Here is a 16,262-nt window from a genome sequence, read left to right as displayed (position 1 = left end):
CAATGGGGGGAAATTTCAAGCTTGGCAATAGTCGTTTTCTTAAAACAAACGGGGGTAGCAATGCTACCCCCGAAGGCTTCTTTATCTAAGGATTTCACCTAGGCAGTAGGCTGATCCCTACTGCTTATGCCCTATTCCCTTTAAAGACTAAAGCTGCTCTTCCAACTCAGGTGTGCCTACCACACCACCTTGCTGGGTGCCAATGGCTTCCTGCTGACGCTGACGAAAATCAGCAGCGGCTTCGTCAATATCGCGATCGGTTTTTTGGCTAAACTCACCCTGACTTAAACCATCGGCGCGACGAGCATTGCTTAGCAGGTCAGTCAAACTAACGCCGCTACCACCGAACACTTCATTATTATCAGAATCACCGCTTAAATCCTCAAACCCACCATTGGATTGAGCTAGTGCTGGAACGGTTGCAAAACCTAGGACCAAACCTAGACCTATTACAGAAGCGAATACATTTTTAAGGATGCTTGCCATAGGAAAGGTTACTGTGAGTTTATTTGCTATGCATTATGCCCATAGTTTAGCAAGACTATTTAGGGTTGATACACCTGTAGGCAATTTTTTTAATTGGCTAACTGGGCTAATGCTCTAGTGGGGGATCCGAAAGGCTAAAAATTGGTAGCATCAACCCCCAAATAATGGCAGCCAACCTCAATCCAGCGACTATTGTCATCCCCACCAGAGCGGCCCAGGTCTGCACCATACCCAACCTTTGTAACGCCAGATAGACCATAATGCCGACGATGGCAGCGGTTGCGTAAATTCGACCTCGCCTCAAAATCACTGGAATATTCACCAACAAGACATCCCGCAGAACGCCACCAGCAGCACCGGTAATTGTGCCCATGACGATCACGAGTAAGGCTGCCAGGTTAACCTGTTCGGCAATTTGGGCACCGCTAATGGAAAATAAGGCAAGTCCAAAGGCATCGGCGACTAGCAAGGATTTATGGGGAGGACTAAAAAATTTGGTATAGACCACCGTCAGCAACGCTGATCCTAAAATTACAGATAGATACACTGGCCTTTCGATCCAAAAGACCGGATGCCGATCTAGTAAAATATCCCGTACAGTCCCGCCACCAATGGCTGTAACCACTGCAATCACGACCACACCTAGCAAATCCAGGTGCTTGCGTCCCGCTGCTAAGGCTCCACTGATGGCGAAGACAGCAACACCCACTAAATCTAGAATATGCAGAATCACTGTCTATACCAAGCTTAGGCAATACGGCGATTAATCAATGGATACGCCAACGCTAGGGCACCACTACAAAAACCGGCCAGCAGCAAGATGGACGTACCCATGGAAATATCACCCCAGGGAGCCTGCATGACGATGTTGCTAAAGCTCCAGTTATTGTGGAGATAAAGGTAACGAATGGGCTCAATGGCATAGCTGAGGGGGTTTAGGCTGGCGATGATGCTGAGCCAGCGGGGCATAAATGATAGGGGCACTAATGCTGTACTTGCAAACAGCAGCGGCAAATTAGTCACAAAGATAACGGCGATCAGCTCAATGTGCCCCGGTAACGCAAATGCCAGCCCTAGACTAAAGGCGGTTACGCCCAGCACCAGCATTAAAATAATGGCCACCATCAGCCCTAAACCAGCAACACTGGGCAACCCCGCACCGAGAAATGTACTGAGGCCAACAATGGCAGCGGTTTGCACCATGCTCATGGCGGCGATAAACAGCGCTGAGGCAATCACGATGGAAAATCGAGACACCAGTGGAGCCACTAGCAACCGGTTCAAAAAGCCAAACTCTCGGTCGAACATCACTGGCAATCCAGCATTTAGTGCCCCACCAAAAGCCGTAAATACGATGATGCCAGCTCCAATGAACTGTCCGTAGTTAACACTATCGCCAAACAATCCCTGGGGCACGTTTTGGAACAACGCACCAAACAGAATCAGCCACATCAAAGGCTGGATAATGCCAGCCGCCAGTGTAGAGGGTCGGCGCTGTAGCTGAATAAATAGGCGCTTGGTTAGAGCTAAGGTTTCTTGGATAAATTCGCTGAGGCCAGGGGCTGCGATCGCATCATCTTTCCACTGCTGTAGCTGACTGTTTTGAATACTGGAACTGCTCATCTATCTATAGCTATAAATTCTAAATTTTGAGGTTTGAGTTATCTGTCTGAATGTATGAGGTCAGAGTAGCGAATTTTGAGCCTAAGCGTGAGTATCCTTTTACTTGGACTATACCTACATGGGATAGATCCAACTCAAAATTAAAAACTCAAAACTACCCGCTAACGTTTCATATTTTGCTGTTTCATTTCCTTTTTCATATCCCGCTTACTAGCAGCGGCCATTTGCGCATCCATAATGGTGCGCCCCGTTGCCGCCAGGTACACATCGTCGAGGCTAGGCTGCGACTGAGCAATGCCAAAGGTGGGTAAACCTGCCTCTTTGAGGGCTTTTTGCACTGTCATTAAAGCATCGGCCTCAGACTCTACCACCAGATTTAGGGAATTCCCTTGGGCGCTATTGACGATCACCTCTTGCACCACAGGCAATCCCTGAAGCATCTGACTGGCCTGTTCTGCCTCATTCAAAGGAGTAAACTCCCGGATGCGTAGAGTAATGCGCTCACCACCGACTTTAGACTTAAGCTCAGCAGGGGTACCGGAGCTGATCACCTGACCCTGATCGATAATGGCGACTCGATTTGCCAGGGCGTCAACCTCTTCTAAATAATGGCTAGTAATCAAAATCGTTGTACCCGCTGCCTGTAGCTGGCGCAAAAATCGCCATACCGCTGAGCGGCTTTCGATATCTAGACCCACTGTCGGTTCATCTAAAACTAATACATCCGGCTGATGCAGCAAACCAGCAGCTAAGTCCAGACGCTTTTTCAACCCACCGGAATAGGTGCCCGTTTTCTTATCAGCCCAGTCGGTTAACTCCAGCAACTCAACCATCTGGTCAATGCGGGATTTGGCCAGTTTAGTGGGCAGATGATAAATTGCCGCCTGCAACTCCAGCAGCTCTCGACCGGTCAGGACCTTATCTAGAGCAACTTCTTGAGCGATATAGCCCAGTCGCTGTCGCACCCGCCGTGGATCCTGGATAACTGATATCCCCATCACTTCCAGATTGCCAGCATCGGGCAATGCCAGGGTACACAGACAGCGAATCGTCGTAGTTTTACCGGCACCATTGGGGCCAAGTAAACCAAAGATTTCTCCAGGTTCAATCTGTAGTGATACATCCTTCAACGCTAAGACATCGCCATAGCGTTTTTGAAGGCTTTCAATGACAACTGCAGGCGGCTGCGACATCCTAAACCTCACGTAGGTGCCCTTTGGGGCTGACGAATCACACTACATTGTAATTGTGATTCGTAGCCTAGGGTATCAGCTTGAGTTGGGAAATCTTGGCCAGGTGAGGCTAAGTGTCCTGTAAAGGATCACAGTCATCCCGAGGATCAGCAATGCCGATCAGCTAATGAAAGTGCCACCCAAAAAACCGACCAGGGCTTGCACCGTGTACCGTGTTACAGGCAGGCTATCCACCACCATAGCTGCTGACAATAGCATCATGTAAAAGATGGAATATTTGAAGACACCTCGAGCCAAGTCGCGATCGCCAGGACACTGCTTTAAATCATAGGCTTTTTGTAGAAATAACCCACCCAGCAATAGTGCCAGCAGACCATATAGCCAACCGCAAGCTTCCGTCGGACACACCATGAGTAACGTCACGGGTACCAGAAGAATGGTGTAGAGCCAAATTTGCTTAGCAGTCTCTTCATTACCTACAATCACTGGCAACATGGGCACATTCACCTTGGCATAGTCATCTTTAATCAGTATGGCCAGTGCCCAAAAGTGAGGGGGTGTCCATACAAACACGATGGCAAAGAAGATCCAGGCGGCCCAGCCTATATGGCCAGTAACCGCAGCCCAGCCAACCATGGGAGGAATCGCTCCGGCAGCACCACCAATAACAATATTTTGGGGTGAAGACCGCTTTAACCAGTGGGTATACACACCGATGTAAACAACAATACCGGCCATCGCCAAACAGGCCGCCAGCAGATTGGCAAATCCAGCCAATAGGGTAAAAGATGACAGCGCGAGTAGCCCTGCAAAGATCAGCGCATCCCGTACTTGAATCCGCCCGGAAGGAATCGGGCGATCGCGAGTACGTTCCATATCGTAATCAATGTCGCGATCATATACACAGTTGATGACCTGAGCAGATGCTGCTGCCAGCCAACCGCCGATCAGTGTGACTAACACCAGCAGTAAGTTTGGATGCCCCTGCGCTGCCACCCACATACTAGCCGCTGTTTCAATCAACAGTAGAGGAATGATGCGAGGTTTTGTGAGCTGATAATAACTGCGAAAGACTTGATTAATGTTCTCGTGGTGAACCTGAGAAGCAATATTGGAGGGCTGCATAAGGGATCAAAAAAGAGTATGAAGGAGTCCGTAGGAGAAAGGAGACATTAATCTGGAAAATACTGGCTGAGGACAAGTCCGCTAGATCGATGCATCCCCTAAATCAGCAACAGCATCAATATCTTAGTTTTGAGTTATTTGTTGACGATCTATTTGTTGACGATCAGTGTTGACACCAAAAGCGTCGCGTAAAAAATCTGACCGCGTACCACTCAAAATACTCAGTCAGCTGAGAAGAGCAAAGCTCAAAAAAAACTAAGACTTAATTAACAAGGGGCCGCTTTCAAAGAATCTATCCCTTATGGAGAGGACAGTAAAACAAACTAAGGTGCCTAATAAACCAGCACCTACGGCTTGATGACAGACCGTTAGGGTCTCAACCTGCAGATGAAGTCGGAAGGTGGCAAGGCCGAGAATGAGTTGGAGAATCAGGAGCCCAAAAGCAAGTTGAGCTTGCGATCTCAACACATTATCCAAAGCAGGCGTGCGCCAGACAAAAACAGCCAATAAAATTACTGCTAGGCTAGCAGGAATTATGCCAATCAGGTGGGCGTTTACAACATTACATAACTCCGCCAACCCAAAACATTGATGGGCCGCCCAGCGGGAACCGACCAAACCACCTAACAAGCTTTGGGCATAAACGAATACCACCGCTAGGCCGCTCAGCCAGGATAATTTACCGGCAGTTCCCTTAGCCTGATAGGGCAAAAGTGCCATGCCCATGGCCAACAGAGTGCAAAACACCAAAAGTGCAGTCCCTAAATGGGCGGTAACAATATCAAACCGCAACAACTGTGTCACCGTAAGACCACCTAAAACACCTTGGAAAATAACTAGAAAAAGAACAAAACAAGCTGCCCAAGGTACCCAATTTGGCAAGGATTCACGCCACCGCATAGCGAGTACTACTAAACCAATGGCCATCAGGCCAATCAGCGAAGCATCCAGGCGATGAAACCATTCTAGAAATACTTGTAAATTCATCTGTTGGCTAGGCACAATTTGCCCATAGCACAGTGGCCAGTCTGGGCAGGCTAACCCTGCATTCATCACACGAGTAGCACTGCCAATGGCCATCAATATTAGAGTTGCTATAGCCATTTTCCACACCCAGCGGCGCAGATAACGCACTGGATCAAACCCAGAGACACTGTCTGCATGGAGAGCGGATAACGAGGAATGAGCCATGAATCTAAAAACTCTCTTAAGAAATTGAGAAGTTGAAACCGATTAACAGAAACACTTCTCTACAGAGTAGAAAATTTTTTTACCTTCGATGAAATACATTTAGCATTTCTTCTCGTTTGGTGTGATTTATAAAATTTCCTTAAAATGATGCCGTCTTCTCCATCAGGCAAAAACTCCAGAAACACTTGTTATTCAGGGCTTTTAGCCACATTGACATACACAAAGACAAAAAGAATCTGAAGAAAATCCTTAAATAGCTAAAATCAACTTTACAAAGACTGTCATTTACGAAGAGATAGCGTTACCTTGAGGGGAGTTTTAGAAAATCCTTTCTATCCGCCTTTTGAATTCTATTGATATTGCTCTACGGTTCACCCCAATAACCCCATGAACGTTACGTTCAGTTACAGGTTAATGAATTGATACAGCTTACTACCTGAGGCCGACAATTTGTCGAGAATACCCTATCTTAGGTAGCTGCACTTTAGAACGAGTAGATTTTCTTGTGTCCAAAGAAAAATAAGCGTCCTTAATCTGTTTTCTCCACTCCATCGTTAACCCATTCTATTTTTATACAACGGACCACCCCACAGGAGAGTGTTCAAATCGTGAACGGTATTCCTACTTCTATTGTCACCATGCTGATCGGCGTTGCCGTTACGCTGATCAGTCTTTGGTACGGTCAAAACCACGGTTTGATGCCTGTAGCCGCATCCACCGAAGCCAGTGAGGTCGATCAGTTATTTAACTTAATGATGACCATTGGTACCGGGCTGTTTCTCATTGTTGAGGGTGCCCTGGTGATTTCCTTGATTCGATTTCGTCGTAAGAAAGGGGATGAAACCGACGGTCCTCACATTGAGGGCAACATTCCCCTGGAGATTCTTTGGACGGCGATCCCAGCCATTATTGTGTTAGGTCTCTCGGTATATAGCTTTGAAATTTATACCGAGATGGGCGGTCTCAATTTAATGGAGCATCATTCCTCTAAGGCAGTCCAGCTTGCCTACGCATCATCGAATGAAGATACATCCAGCTATCCCATGGTGGCAGCGTCTGGTTTGGGTAAACCGCCTGCTCCCGGTGAATTAGCTGAAGATACCCTCAATATTGATGTACTGGGCCTGCAGTTTGCATTTGTCATGACGTACCCTGACACTGGCATTGTGGATGGTGAGGTCCATGTTCCCGTTGGCAAATTGGTAAAGCTAAATCTCAAAGCGCAGGATGTGATTCATGCGTTCTGGCTGCCGGAGTTTCGCATTAAGCAAGACATGATTCCGGGGAAGAAAACAACTTTGGTGTTTAAGGCGACACGAGAGGGTACGTACCCTGTTGTCTGTGCTGAACTATGTGGCTCTTACCATGGCGGCATGCGCACCCAAATGATCGTTCATTCTCCTGAAGAGTATGACGAATGGGTACAGAAACGTATTGCTAGTGGATCCATCGACCTTTCAACAGCCATTGCAGCCGCCAGCCAAAAACCAGCTGAAACCGACACTGAGTATTTGGCTCACTTTAAAGATTCTCTGCATATGCCAGCGGAGCCTATGCCCCATTCCCACATGGATATGGCGTTGATGCCTTAGGGGCTGGCATTGCCAACCCTCCATCCTTAGAACGTTCCTTTTATTTTTCCAATTCTTCCTTGACGATTCACATGGCACAAGCAGAGGCTGTAAAAACACCTGATCCCTCACCGTCTCCTCAACAACCTTTGGGTAATGAGCGTAAGTGGACTCACTTTTTTACCTTTAGTACCGATCACAAGGTCATTGGTATTCAGTATTTGGTGACGTCTTTTGTGTTTTACCTGATCGGTGGAGCGCTGGCGACGGTGATTCGTACGGAGTTGGCCACACCGGCCCCGGATTTTATTACTCCTGAGACCTATAACGGGGTGCTGACGCTCCACGGCACCATTATGTTGTTTTTGTGGATTGTGCCAGCGGGAGCCGGACTTGCTAACTATTTGATTCCGTTGATGATCGGGGCCAAAGACATGGCCTTTCCCCGAATTAATGCGATCGCATTTTGGCTGATCCCCCCCTCCGGCATCATGTTAGTGGCCAGCTTCTTTTTCGAACCGGCCCAGGCTGGCTGGACATCTTATCCCCCACTGAGTCTCTCCAATGGCATGTTGGGCCAGGGCATATGGATTATGAGTATCCTCATCGGTGGAACCGCATCGATTTTGGGTGCTCTCAACTTCCTGGTCACCATTTTGAAAATGCGAGTGCCCAGTATGCCGCTGCTCAAAATGCCGTTGTTTTGCTGGGCCATGATTGCTACGTCCTTGCTGATTTTGATCAGTACACCGGTTTTGGCAGGCGCATTGATTCTGCTTATGTTTGACCTGGTGGCTGGGACCGCATTCTTTAACCCCACAGGCGGGGGCGATCCCGTTGTTTATCAGCACATGTTCTGGTTCTACTCCCACCCAGCGGTATACATCTTTGTACTACCTCTGTTTGGAGCAATTTCCGATGTGCTACCAGTCCATGCGCGTAAGCCCATCTTTGGCTATCGTGCCATTGCCTACTCCAGTTTGGTGATTAGCTTCTTGGGTCTGATTGTGTGGGCCCACCACATGTTCACCAGCGGTACTCCACCCTGGTTGCGCATGTTCTTTATGATCACCACCATGGCCATTGCGGTGCCAACGGGTATTAAGGTCTTTGGTTGGACTGCCACACTGTGGCGAGGCAAGATTGCCTATACCAGTGCCATGCTGTTTGCCATTGGCTTTATTGCCATCTTTGTGATTGGCGGTATTAGCGGTGTAATGCTGGCGGCGGTGCCTTTTGATATTCACGTTCATGACACCTACTTCGTCGTAGCACACTTCCACTACGTTCTGTTTGGGGCATCCATCTTTGGTATCTACATGGCCCTATACCATTGGTTCCCCAAGATGACTGGGCGGATGTTGAATGAATTTTGGGGCAAGGTGCACTTTATCCTGACCTTTGTCGGCATGAACCTCACCTTTATGCCCATGCACCAGCTGGGGCTACAGGGCATGAACCGACGTGTCGCCCTGTATGATCCCGAGTTTACAGACCTGAATGTGTTGGCCACTATTGGTGCCTACCTGATGGCAGTATCTACGGTGCCCTTTATCATCAATGCTATCTGGAGCTGGCACTGGGGTGAAAAAGCGCCGACCAACCCTTGGCGGGCACTGACGTTAGAGTGGCAAACACTATCACCTCCGGCCCATGAAAACTTTGAAGGGGTACCTGAACTCAAAACCGGTCCCTATGACTATGGTCTGGGTTACATTCCGGTGAAAGACGATCCTGAAATTTACGAAGAAGCGATCGCAGCGGCAGTGGCCCATGCGCACTAATGGATAACTTTCCCCTCCCAGGAGGGGATGATTTTAGAAAAGATTTAGTTTAGATGGATTCTTCTTTGTTACTCTCCTCCTATGCAAAGCTCAGCTGTTAACCAAGCCGATACTGTTGTCGTCGACCATAGTGATCACGCCCATGACGAACATCCCGATTTACGAATGTTCGGTGTGCTTGTCTTCCTCTGTGCCGAGAGCATGATCTTTCTCGGTCTGTTTATCGCTTACCTCAGCTTTCGGTTGATGGCCCCAGCCTGGCCCCCAGAAGGAACCGAAGGTTTAGAGCTACTACTACCGGGGATCAACACCATCATTTTGATTTCCAGTAGTTTTGTGATTCACAACGCTGACACAGCCATTAAGCAAAACAATGTCAGTGCCATGCGTAAGTGGTTTGCGATCACGGCTTTAATGGGAGCCGTCTTCCTGGGTGGACAAATCTATGAGTACACCCATCTAGAGTTTGGACTAACGACCAATATTTTTGCCAGTACCTTCTATGTATTGACTGGGTTTCACGGTTTGCACGTATTGTTTGGCTTACTGATGATGTTGGCGGTATTATTCCGTTCTCGAAAGGCGGCCCACTACTCCTATGAAAATCACTTTGGCATCGAGGCGACAGAACTTTACTGGCACTTTGTTGATGTCATTTGGATTATCTTGTTTGCCCTGCTATACCTGTGGCGCTAGCTAAAACCTGTGGCGCTAGCTAAATTTTTAGAATTCACAGCAAATCCCTGGTAGATAGCCTATCCATCAGGGATTTGCTGTAAAGCCGATTGTGTTAACTACCCTTCTGGCTGAAACCCGTCCTTGGTCATGACCCCAAGGGAAAGGAGTTCATACCCCGTTCTAGTATCGAGATTGATGCTAACCCTAAGTAAACGCACAGCATCATTGGTATTACTATCGATGGCCTGTTGAACGCCTTGCCGTGTGGGCGACTGCTTAAGCCCCGTAATCACTGCCTGAGTCAGATTGTAGCTGGCAGAGGTGCTCCAATCTGTTGATTTTTCCCAAAGGTCTTGGGTTGGTTCGCTAAAGGGAGATGCAGCACTTTGATAAAGGGCCTCTGGCACCGCCAAAATAGTCCCGGTAGCCATTGACCCAAATAGATTTAAGACCTCTGGGCTAAAGAGCTCATGTCCGCCAAAAACGTGACGATAAAAATGGTCAACCTGATCGTTAGGGATAATTTCAATGGATTCCGTTGCAGTTTTGAGGGGACTATCTCCTGGTGATAGAACAAAGATTTCTGCCGTTGGTGTTTCAGTGGGGGGACTAGCGGATAATTCAGCCAGGTTCACCTCAGCTGTCATCGTGCCTTGATTAGCCTGAAGAGCCTTTTCAAAATTAGATTTAAAGGCAAGGCTGGAGTCACTATTGCCATCGTAGAAAAGAATGGCAGTGCGGTGGTTTAGCCTTGCCATGTAAAACGCTAAGGCATCTGCAATGGGCAAATCGTTGGCCAGTAGTTGCTTAATGGCCGGGCTGGCACCTGCACTGGTGGAGACAAAGGGCAGAGCACTGGCCGTGTAAATCTCCGATGTAGCATTGGCAGTTTCTGTCGTATTGTGACCAAGCACACCCACAATATCGGGGAATTCGCTGAGATCAGTGGCAATTTGCTGAGCGATCGCAACATCTTCTTGATCATCAGCCAAGAAAATCCGCAGCGATTTCCCTTGAATGCCACCGGCCTGATTGATTTCTGTCTGAGCCTGGGCCACCCCCCGCAACAGGCTTGAAGCTGTTGTGGGATCTGACTTAAGTGGGACAACAATAGCTAAACCATAGGCCTCTTGCTCACCAATGCGAGCATTGTTCAGGTAAACCAATGTTTCCGGGTCAGAAACATCTGCTCTACGTGCACGTTCAAAGGCCGTAACGGCAGCACCGTAGTCTCCAGAAGCGATGGCTGCCGCCCCTTCCTGCTTAATGGGCAGCGCCGACGTGGCCAGCAAAATTTGCTCACCTTGACTCAGCTGGCTGGCAAGCTCTTCCGACGCGTCTGACTCAGCTGGCTCAAGCTGGGCTTCTTCAGACGGCGTCTGCGCAGTGCCATCGCTTAGACCTAATTCACCGCGACTAATCCACGTAAGTCCTAAGAAAGCAGCACCCAGGATACCCGTTGCCACTAAAAATACCTTGATACTAAATAGATCCTGGCCTGTTTCCGTTTTCCGGAAATCACCTCCACCGTCGGGTGTCATAGCAATATAAGTGGGGATAGATAGTCATGAATGTTCAACTATTTTTTTGCAGATGAATTAACTCATAAACAAGGTCAATACAAGGCAACATACACGAAAAGTTTTGCGTTTTTAACACACCATACAGTTTATTCATATGGGCAAATTACCGAAACACCTAGAACCATTAGAAAGTTGAGATAGGTAATAACAAGTACACCTCCTTTTCATGAATACCGGTCATCTCGTGTTATTCAGGCATATTGATAGCATGGCCTCCCAGGAGCATAGCTGATGACGTCAAGCCTCACGGTGTATTGAACCGAACAATCAGTGTGGCTAAGCCGCCAGCTAATATCCCCCAGAATGCGGAACCGATGCCAAAGAGGCTGAGGCCTGATGCTGTAACCAGGAAGGTTACCAGGGCGGGTTCGCGTTCTTTTTCCTGGGTTAAGGCGCTGACTAATCCTTTACCGATGGTCCCAAGGAGGGCCAGCCCTGCGATCGCAACTACCAGCTCGCCAGGCAGCGCTGAAAAAATACCCACCACTGTGGCCCCAAATAGACCTATCAAAATATAAAGCACCCCAACAGTCACCGCCGCAACGTAGCGTTTATCCGGGTCTTCATGGGCCTCTCGCCCCATGGAAATGGCCGCCGTAATGGCCGCCAGGTTAATGGCAAAAGCACCAAAGGGGGCCAGTATCAATGACGCCATCCCACTCCAGCTAATCAGGGGAGAGGTGGGCACCTGATAGCCAAAAGCGCGAATTGTGGCCACTCCCGGCACATTCTGTGAAGCCATGGTGACAATAAATAGGGGCAGGGCAATGCCAACCAGGGCGTTAATCGAAAATTTTGGTGCAATAAAAACCGGTCGAGCCCACTGCAGCTGCACAGTCTCCAGTTGCAATAATCCTTGAGCACCCGCCAGCAAGATCCCTAAAACCAAAGCGGCAATCACAGCGTAGCGCGGACTATAGCGCCGCATGATCAGATAAGCGATAAACATGGCAAACACCATTAAAAACTGGGTTTGCATCGCGGTAAAAACATTCAGGCCAAACTGCAAAAGCACTCCCGCTAACATGGCCGAAGCCAGGGACAGGGGCAGGCGATCCATCAGCCGCTCAAACCAGCCAGTAAAGCCAAATAGAGCAATCAGCCCAGCGGAGATAATAAAGGCTCCCGTAGCTTCTTCCAGGGTGACATCGGCGGTGGTGGTCACGAGCATGGCTGCGCCCGGTGTAGACCAGGCCATCACGATGGGGGCACGATAGCGCAGGGAGAGAATAATGCCGGTCAACCCCATGCCCCAGCCCAAGGCCCACAGCCAGGAGCCGATTTCAGTCGAGTTTGCCCCTAACGCCTGTGCAGCTTGGAAAACGATCACGGCTGCACTGGTAAAGCCCACCAGGATGCTAACAAAGCCTGAAATCACCGCAGATAGTGAGAAATCTTTGAAGAAGGTCATGATATCCCTAGATGCACGACTGGCTTCCAGGTTAAAAATGACTACCCCCAACCGTATTGGACGGAATTGCCCTTTTGATATTGACCAGGGGTAACACCGTAGGTTTTCTTAAAGGCGCGGTTGAGGTGGCTCTGGTCATAGAAACCATGGTCGGTTGCGATCTCAGTCAGCGATCCGCCATTCCGTAGCGCTCGCTTTGCCTGAATCAGTCGCCAGTGACGCTGATACTGATGGGGCGCACAGCCCACCTGCTGACGAAAACAACGAATCAAATAATAGGAACTCAGGTTCACTAACTGAGCTAGCTTATCCAGGGAGACATTGTCGGCATAGTGAGCTTCAAGGTAGGTGCGCACATGGGCAACCGCTGTTGATTCTGGTTGGACAGGCCTAACAATAAATGAATTTTCTGCATTGAGCTGGAAGAGTTTTGACAACAGTTCTAGTAGCAGAGACTGTTGTTTGAGCTGAGAACTTGGTGTTGTTAAACAGTGAAACAGCTCATAAAAAATGGGCTGTACAGAGGGCGCTTTGACGATCGGTGCTTTGAAGTAAGGGATGTCATGTCCTGGCCAGTCCAACTGGGTTAAGAGCTGTTCGATTTGCGAAAACTCCACATAGATATTGCGAAAACCCCAGCCTTCCGTTGAAGCAACCTGCCCTGTGTGAATATCACCTGGATTAATCAAATTAAAACTACCAGAACCCAGAATACGATTTTCACCATGGTGTAGGCAGCAGCCTTGACCACTTTCATTAAAGCCAATGGTATAGGCCTCATGAAAATGTTTACCAAATCGATGCTGGTGAAGTTGGGCTTCAAACAGCTCAACACCTGGCAGGTCTGTTTTCCAAAGACGTGCTGAGTCAGTTTGTGTGCTCATTTTCCGAAACCTGAGCAACGGGAACAAACTTTTGTTGAGCTGACTGTTGAATGGCTACCATAGCTAACCTCCAGCGGTTAAGAAGAAGACTTTAATTGGGCAAAATGTTCCATTAATGATCGATGGATAAAAATGTAACCACTGCCTACTTTCTGCAAGAATGCTAACTCAGCGGCATGATCAAGAAAATGCGTATAATTCCAGGGCATACGGTTATACAGAAAGCACACCACTCGTAGACTGAAATGCACAATACAAGCAGTGCCACCCATTAACGCCCCCATCCATAGCCCGAAAAATACGCCTCGATGTGGAGAAGTAACAATTTCACTACTAACATTATTGATTAGATAAATACCAAGGGCATAACAAATTGAGATGAGAAGGGCTATAGTTACGGATGTTTTGATAGATCGCCAAATTCCTTGATTTGGTATGGTAAGGGTTTCAATTTCAGTCCCCGTGCGGAGCCCCACCAACAAGCCAAACACGGATCCTTCTAATGCCCCAAAGAGTAATCCTTCTAGCACACTATGTTCTAGGCTATTGATGAAACCAATTAACAAACTAAATGGTGCAGCACTAATAACGCCAACAAGTAAATATCGTCTAATACTTATCCAAGACCATTTGAAAGACTCGATAGGCTTGAGGATACTTATGCTTAAAGTGCCTCCAATGTACCAGTCAAGCCCTCCTATAACTAATGCTGTTAATATCCCAATAACAATACCTATTTCAGGTGTTCCCAAGAGGCCAGCATACATTCCAAATATTGCCCCTCCTAAAGATCCTGTCCAGAGACAGTCGGTCAAGCGTTGTAAAAACATCTGATTAGGACTGGGTTGCCTCCGTTCAATCATAATCATGGTTCGTTCCATAATTAGATTAGGAATACTGTAGAGCACCCAAATCAAAAGCCCCACCGACAAACCACGATAATTATGCTCAGTACTAACAGAGAAAATACAACCATACATTAGCCCAGTAAGAAGTGAACTGAGAATAACGTACAGCCATAGCTGAGAATTTGTTCTAAGCCAACTACGATCAAGCCATTCAATCAAGAAAATGGTTTGGGATGAATTCACCAGTTGTTGGGCTAACCAACTTAACCAGCGTAACGTTTGCGTTGGTGAATAAGGAATATCGCTTTTACGTCGTTTTAACATCCGATCGATGTAGGTGTTAAATATCTCTTGATGATAGGTTTCTACATCCATTTGAGGAAAGTCTTCTACACTGATACCTTCATAGGCCAAAATTAAAATATTTAACATCAGTGGAGATTTAGCCAGTTCCTGTAAAGCACTATCTGTTATCAAAAGCTGGCGTAACCCGGTGAGGTCAACATGCAGTTGATTGAGATAACGATCAATTTGATTGGGTTGTAATGGCTGTATATAAATAGCCTGCTGTACTATCAGACGTTGAGAAAGGGCTTTGTAGTCTTTTATGCGACTACAGATAATTGTTTCAGTACCCTGTTTTTGTTGAAACTGATTTATTGCAGCAACACAGTCATTTCGTAGGGGAGCTCGTACTTCATCAAGGCCATCCAGCAATATTAGGATTTCTTGGTTTTCCAACCAGGGTTGACTAATTACCCTTGGGATCTGATATTTCAAGTTTAATTCTGAAACTAGCCAGGCTGAAATAGGTTGTTTACCATCCCAAGAGGATAAGTTAAAAACCACTGGCATAGGATAACTTGTATCCTGCTCTGCACGGATCAACAAATCTCGGGCCAATTGCAACAGAGTAATTGTTTTTCCTGAACCTGGCTCTCCCAAAATAAGTAAGTTACAGCCAATACCCAGATCATCGAAGATATTAATAATCTCGCTATTGGCAGGCAAAGTATGTTGGGTGTTTTCTACTATCCCAAGGGCAATGTTAAATGGATCGGCCAGGTCTATGCGCTCCTCTAGCCCTAAATTAATCAGCACCTGATGGTGAAGCGAATGCTCTAAGACACCTTTGATCCAATAGCTTTTGACTTTATTGAGCAGGGCGTTGCGATCGCGATATGCTTTTTTTGAAAGTGCTGTTGAGGGCTGCCTCAGGGGTAAACTCGGTGCCCGTTTCAACTGAATCAAGACGGGAGCTACAGGCTCGGCTACCCCTGCAGATTCTGCATGGATAGATACATCTCGATAAATCACAATGGGCTCAACGGCAATCGCCGCCATGCCAAACTCATAGGCTTCTGCCAGGGAGCGACCATAGCCCAGGGCATCATAAAATCCCACCGCAAACTGAATGGCAATAACATCGCCAATGGCCTGATTCATGCCAATCACATAGGGAACATGCTGGGCAATGGCCAATGCCTGTACTTGGGAATAACAGGCATTGAGCACTACACACTCTACACTCGGGCAAAGTTTAAACAATTGAACCAGCACGGTGGCGGCCACAGGCTCTGCCTGCCCCATTTCATTTTCTAAAATGAGGCCCAATTCACCTGCCCCATGGCCAGAAAAATGAACGATTTGTGGAGCATATTCCAGTAAAGCTCGCCTCAAATCCTTGGTACGCACGGCCCATTGAGTAATAACTTCAAAAGCATTCCTGCCTGTTGATAGTTTGAGCCCCTCTTGAATATCCCGAATTTCTTCATCTAGCCGTAATCGACTGGTGTCTTTAGGATTAGCCGCCAGAAAAAGAATTTTACGGGATGTTGGCTTCAGAGCCATGGGTTATTGGAAGAAATATATATAACTAGCCTCT

At 47.6% G+C, this 16,262-nt stretch carries 13 protein-coding genes; 3 read left to right on the top strand and 10 right to left on the bottom strand.

Going from position 1 to position 16,262, the window contains the following annotated elements:
* Nucleotides 1-147 precede the first annotated feature (147 nt).
* From QGP82_RS08575 to QGP82_RS08550, 6 genes are all read right to left on the bottom strand, one after another.
* On the bottom strand, nt 148-486 hold the full coding sequence (locus QGP82_RS08575; RefSeq protein WP_163669445.1) for a hypothetical protein: 339 nt from the start codon (nt 484-486) through the stop codon (nt 148-150).
* Between the two features lie 106 nt (nt 487-592).
* Nucleotides 593-1,219 carry a trimeric intracellular cation channel family protein gene (locus QGP82_RS08570; RefSeq protein WP_499058398.1) on the bottom strand — a complete coding sequence of 209 codons (627 nt, stop codon included), beginning with the start codon at nt 1,217-1,219 and terminating at the stop codon, nt 593-595.
* 14 nt (nt 1,220-1,233) lie between these two features.
* Nucleotides 1,234-2,109 (bottom strand): ABC transporter permease, encoded by an 876-nt coding sequence (locus QGP82_RS08565; RefSeq protein ID WP_163669441.1) that lies wholly within the window; start codon nt 2,107-2,109, stop codon nt 1,234-1,236.
* Between the two features lie 161 nt (nt 2,110-2,270).
* On the bottom strand, nt 2,271-3,302 hold the full coding sequence (locus QGP82_RS08560; protein ID WP_163669439.1) for an ABC transporter ATP-binding protein: 1,032 nt from the start codon (nt 3,300-3,302) through the stop codon (nt 2,271-2,273).
* Nucleotides 3,303-3,461: 159 nt separating this feature from the next.
* Nucleotides 3,462-4,427 carry a heme o synthase gene (locus tag QGP82_RS08555; protein ID WP_163669437.1) on the bottom strand — a complete coding sequence of 322 codons (966 nt, stop codon included), beginning with the start codon at nt 4,425-4,427 and terminating at the stop codon, nt 3,462-3,464.
* A 255-nt stretch (nt 4,428-4,682) separates the two neighbouring features.
* On the bottom strand, nt 4,683-5,618 hold the full coding sequence (locus QGP82_RS08550; protein ID WP_163696145.1) for a COX15/CtaA family protein: 936 nt from the start codon (nt 5,616-5,618) through the stop codon (nt 4,683-4,685).
* A gap of 638 nt (nt 5,619-6,256) precedes the next feature.
* Between QGP82_RS08550 and QGP82_RS08545 the strand changes: the two genes are divergently transcribed.
* The 3 genes from QGP82_RS08545 to QGP82_RS08535 all read left to right on the top strand — a co-directional run bounded on the left by QGP82_RS08545 (nt 6,257) and on the right by QGP82_RS08535 (nt 9,669).
* The gene (locus QGP82_RS08545; RefSeq protein ID WP_250565432.1) at nt 6,257-7,210 is read left to right on the top strand and encodes a cytochrome c oxidase subunit II; all 954 of its coding nucleotides are present in this window, start codon (nt 6,257-6,259) and stop codon (nt 7,208-7,210) included.
* Nucleotides 7,211-7,281: 71 nt separating this feature from the next.
* Nucleotides 7,282-8,973: a cytochrome c oxidase subunit I gene (gene ctaD, locus QGP82_RS08540; RefSeq protein WP_499058395.1), complete on the top strand. Its 1,692-nt coding sequence runs from the start codon at nt 7,282-7,284 to the stop codon at nt 8,971-8,973.
* Nucleotides 8,974-9,054: 81 nt separating this feature from the next.
* A complete protein-coding gene (locus QGP82_RS08535; protein WP_163669430.1) occupies nt 9,055-9,669 on the top strand; it encodes a cytochrome c oxidase subunit 3 in 615 nt (204 codons plus the stop codon).
* A 98-nt stretch (nt 9,670-9,767) separates the two neighbouring features.
* Here QGP82_RS08535 and QGP82_RS08530 read toward each other — a convergent pair whose 3' ends face one another.
* The 4 genes from QGP82_RS08530 to QGP82_RS08515 all read right to left on the bottom strand — a co-directional run bounded on the left by QGP82_RS08530 (nt 9,768) and on the right by QGP82_RS08515 (nt 16,228).
* Nucleotides 9,768-11,192: an ABC transporter substrate-binding protein gene (locus tag QGP82_RS08530; RefSeq protein WP_499058393.1), complete on the bottom strand. Its 1,425-nt coding sequence runs from the start codon at nt 11,190-11,192 to the stop codon at nt 9,768-9,770.
* 286 nt (nt 11,193-11,478) lie between these two features.
* The gene (locus QGP82_RS08525; RefSeq protein WP_499058391.1) at nt 11,479-12,645 is read right to left on the bottom strand and encodes a benzoate/H(+) symporter BenE family transporter; all 1,167 of its coding nucleotides are present in this window, start codon (nt 12,643-12,645) and stop codon (nt 11,479-11,481) included.
* A gap of 41 nt (nt 12,646-12,686) precedes the next feature.
* Nucleotides 12,687-13,529 carry a helix-turn-helix domain-containing protein gene (locus QGP82_RS08520; RefSeq protein WP_163696136.1) on the bottom strand — a complete coding sequence of 281 codons (843 nt, stop codon included), beginning with the start codon at nt 13,527-13,529 and terminating at the stop codon, nt 12,687-12,689.
* A gap of 77 nt (nt 13,530-13,606) precedes the next feature.
* On the bottom strand, nt 13,607-16,228 hold the full coding sequence (locus QGP82_RS08515; protein WP_499058388.1) for an NACHT domain-containing protein: 2,622 nt from the start codon (nt 16,226-16,228) through the stop codon (nt 13,607-13,609).
* Between the last annotated feature and the right edge of the window lie 34 nt (nt 16,229-16,262).

Origin of the sequence: Leptothoe sp. LEGE 181152, assembly GCF_032906605.1 — a bacterium.
Classification (GTDB): domain Bacteria; phylum Cyanobacteriota; class Cyanobacteriia; order Phormidesmidales; family Phormidesmidaceae; genus Leptothoe; species Leptothoe turfae.
Note: the sequence above shows the minus strand (reverse complement) of the source record. Positions and strands in the feature narration are given on the sequence as shown.

What these genes read in the sequence shown, in the direction of transcription:
- QGP82_RS08575 (WP_163669445.1), bottom strand. Translation starts at nt 486, where the DNA reads ATGGCAAGCATCCTTAAAAATGTATTCGCTTCTGTAATAGGTCTAGGT.
- QGP82_RS08565 (WP_163669441.1), bottom strand. Translation starts at nt 2,109, where the DNA reads ATGAGCAGTTCCAGTATTCAAAACAGTCAGCTACAGCAGTGGAAAGAT.
- QGP82_RS08560 (WP_163669439.1), bottom strand. Translation starts at nt 3,302, where the DNA reads ATGTCGCAGCCGCCTGCAGTTGTCATTGAAAGCCTTCAAAAACGCTAT.
- QGP82_RS08555 (WP_163669437.1), bottom strand. Translation starts at nt 4,427, where the DNA reads ATGCAGCCCTCCAATATTGCTTCTCAGGTTCACCACGAGAACATTAAT.
- QGP82_RS08550 (WP_163696145.1), bottom strand. Translation starts at nt 5,618, where the DNA reads ATGGCTCATTCCTCGTTATCCGCTCTCCATGCAGACAGTGTCTCTGGG.
- QGP82_RS08545 (WP_250565432.1), top strand. Translation starts at nt 6,257, where the DNA reads ATGCTGATCGGCGTTGCCGTTACGCTGATCAGTCTTTGGTACGGTCAA.
- ctaD (WP_499058395.1), top strand. Translation starts at nt 7,282, where the DNA reads ATGGCACAAGCAGAGGCTGTAAAAACACCTGATCCCTCACCGTCTCCT.
- QGP82_RS08535 (WP_163669430.1), top strand. Translation starts at nt 9,055, where the DNA reads ATGCAAAGCTCAGCTGTTAACCAAGCCGATACTGTTGTCGTCGACCAT.
- QGP82_RS08530 (WP_499058393.1), bottom strand. Translation starts at nt 11,192, where the DNA reads ATGACACCCGACGGTGGAGGTGATTTCCGGAAAACGGAAACAGGCCAG.
- QGP82_RS08525 (WP_499058391.1), bottom strand. Translation starts at nt 12,645, where the DNA reads ATGACCTTCTTCAAAGATTTCTCACTATCTGCGGTGATTTCAGGCTTT.
- QGP82_RS08520 (WP_163696136.1), bottom strand. Translation starts at nt 13,529, where the DNA reads ATGAGCACACAAACTGACTCAGCACGTCTTTGGAAAACAGACCTGCCA.
- QGP82_RS08515 (WP_499058388.1), bottom strand. Translation starts at nt 16,228, where the DNA reads ATGGCTCTGAAGCCAACATCCCGTAAAATTCTTTTTCTGGCGGCTAAT.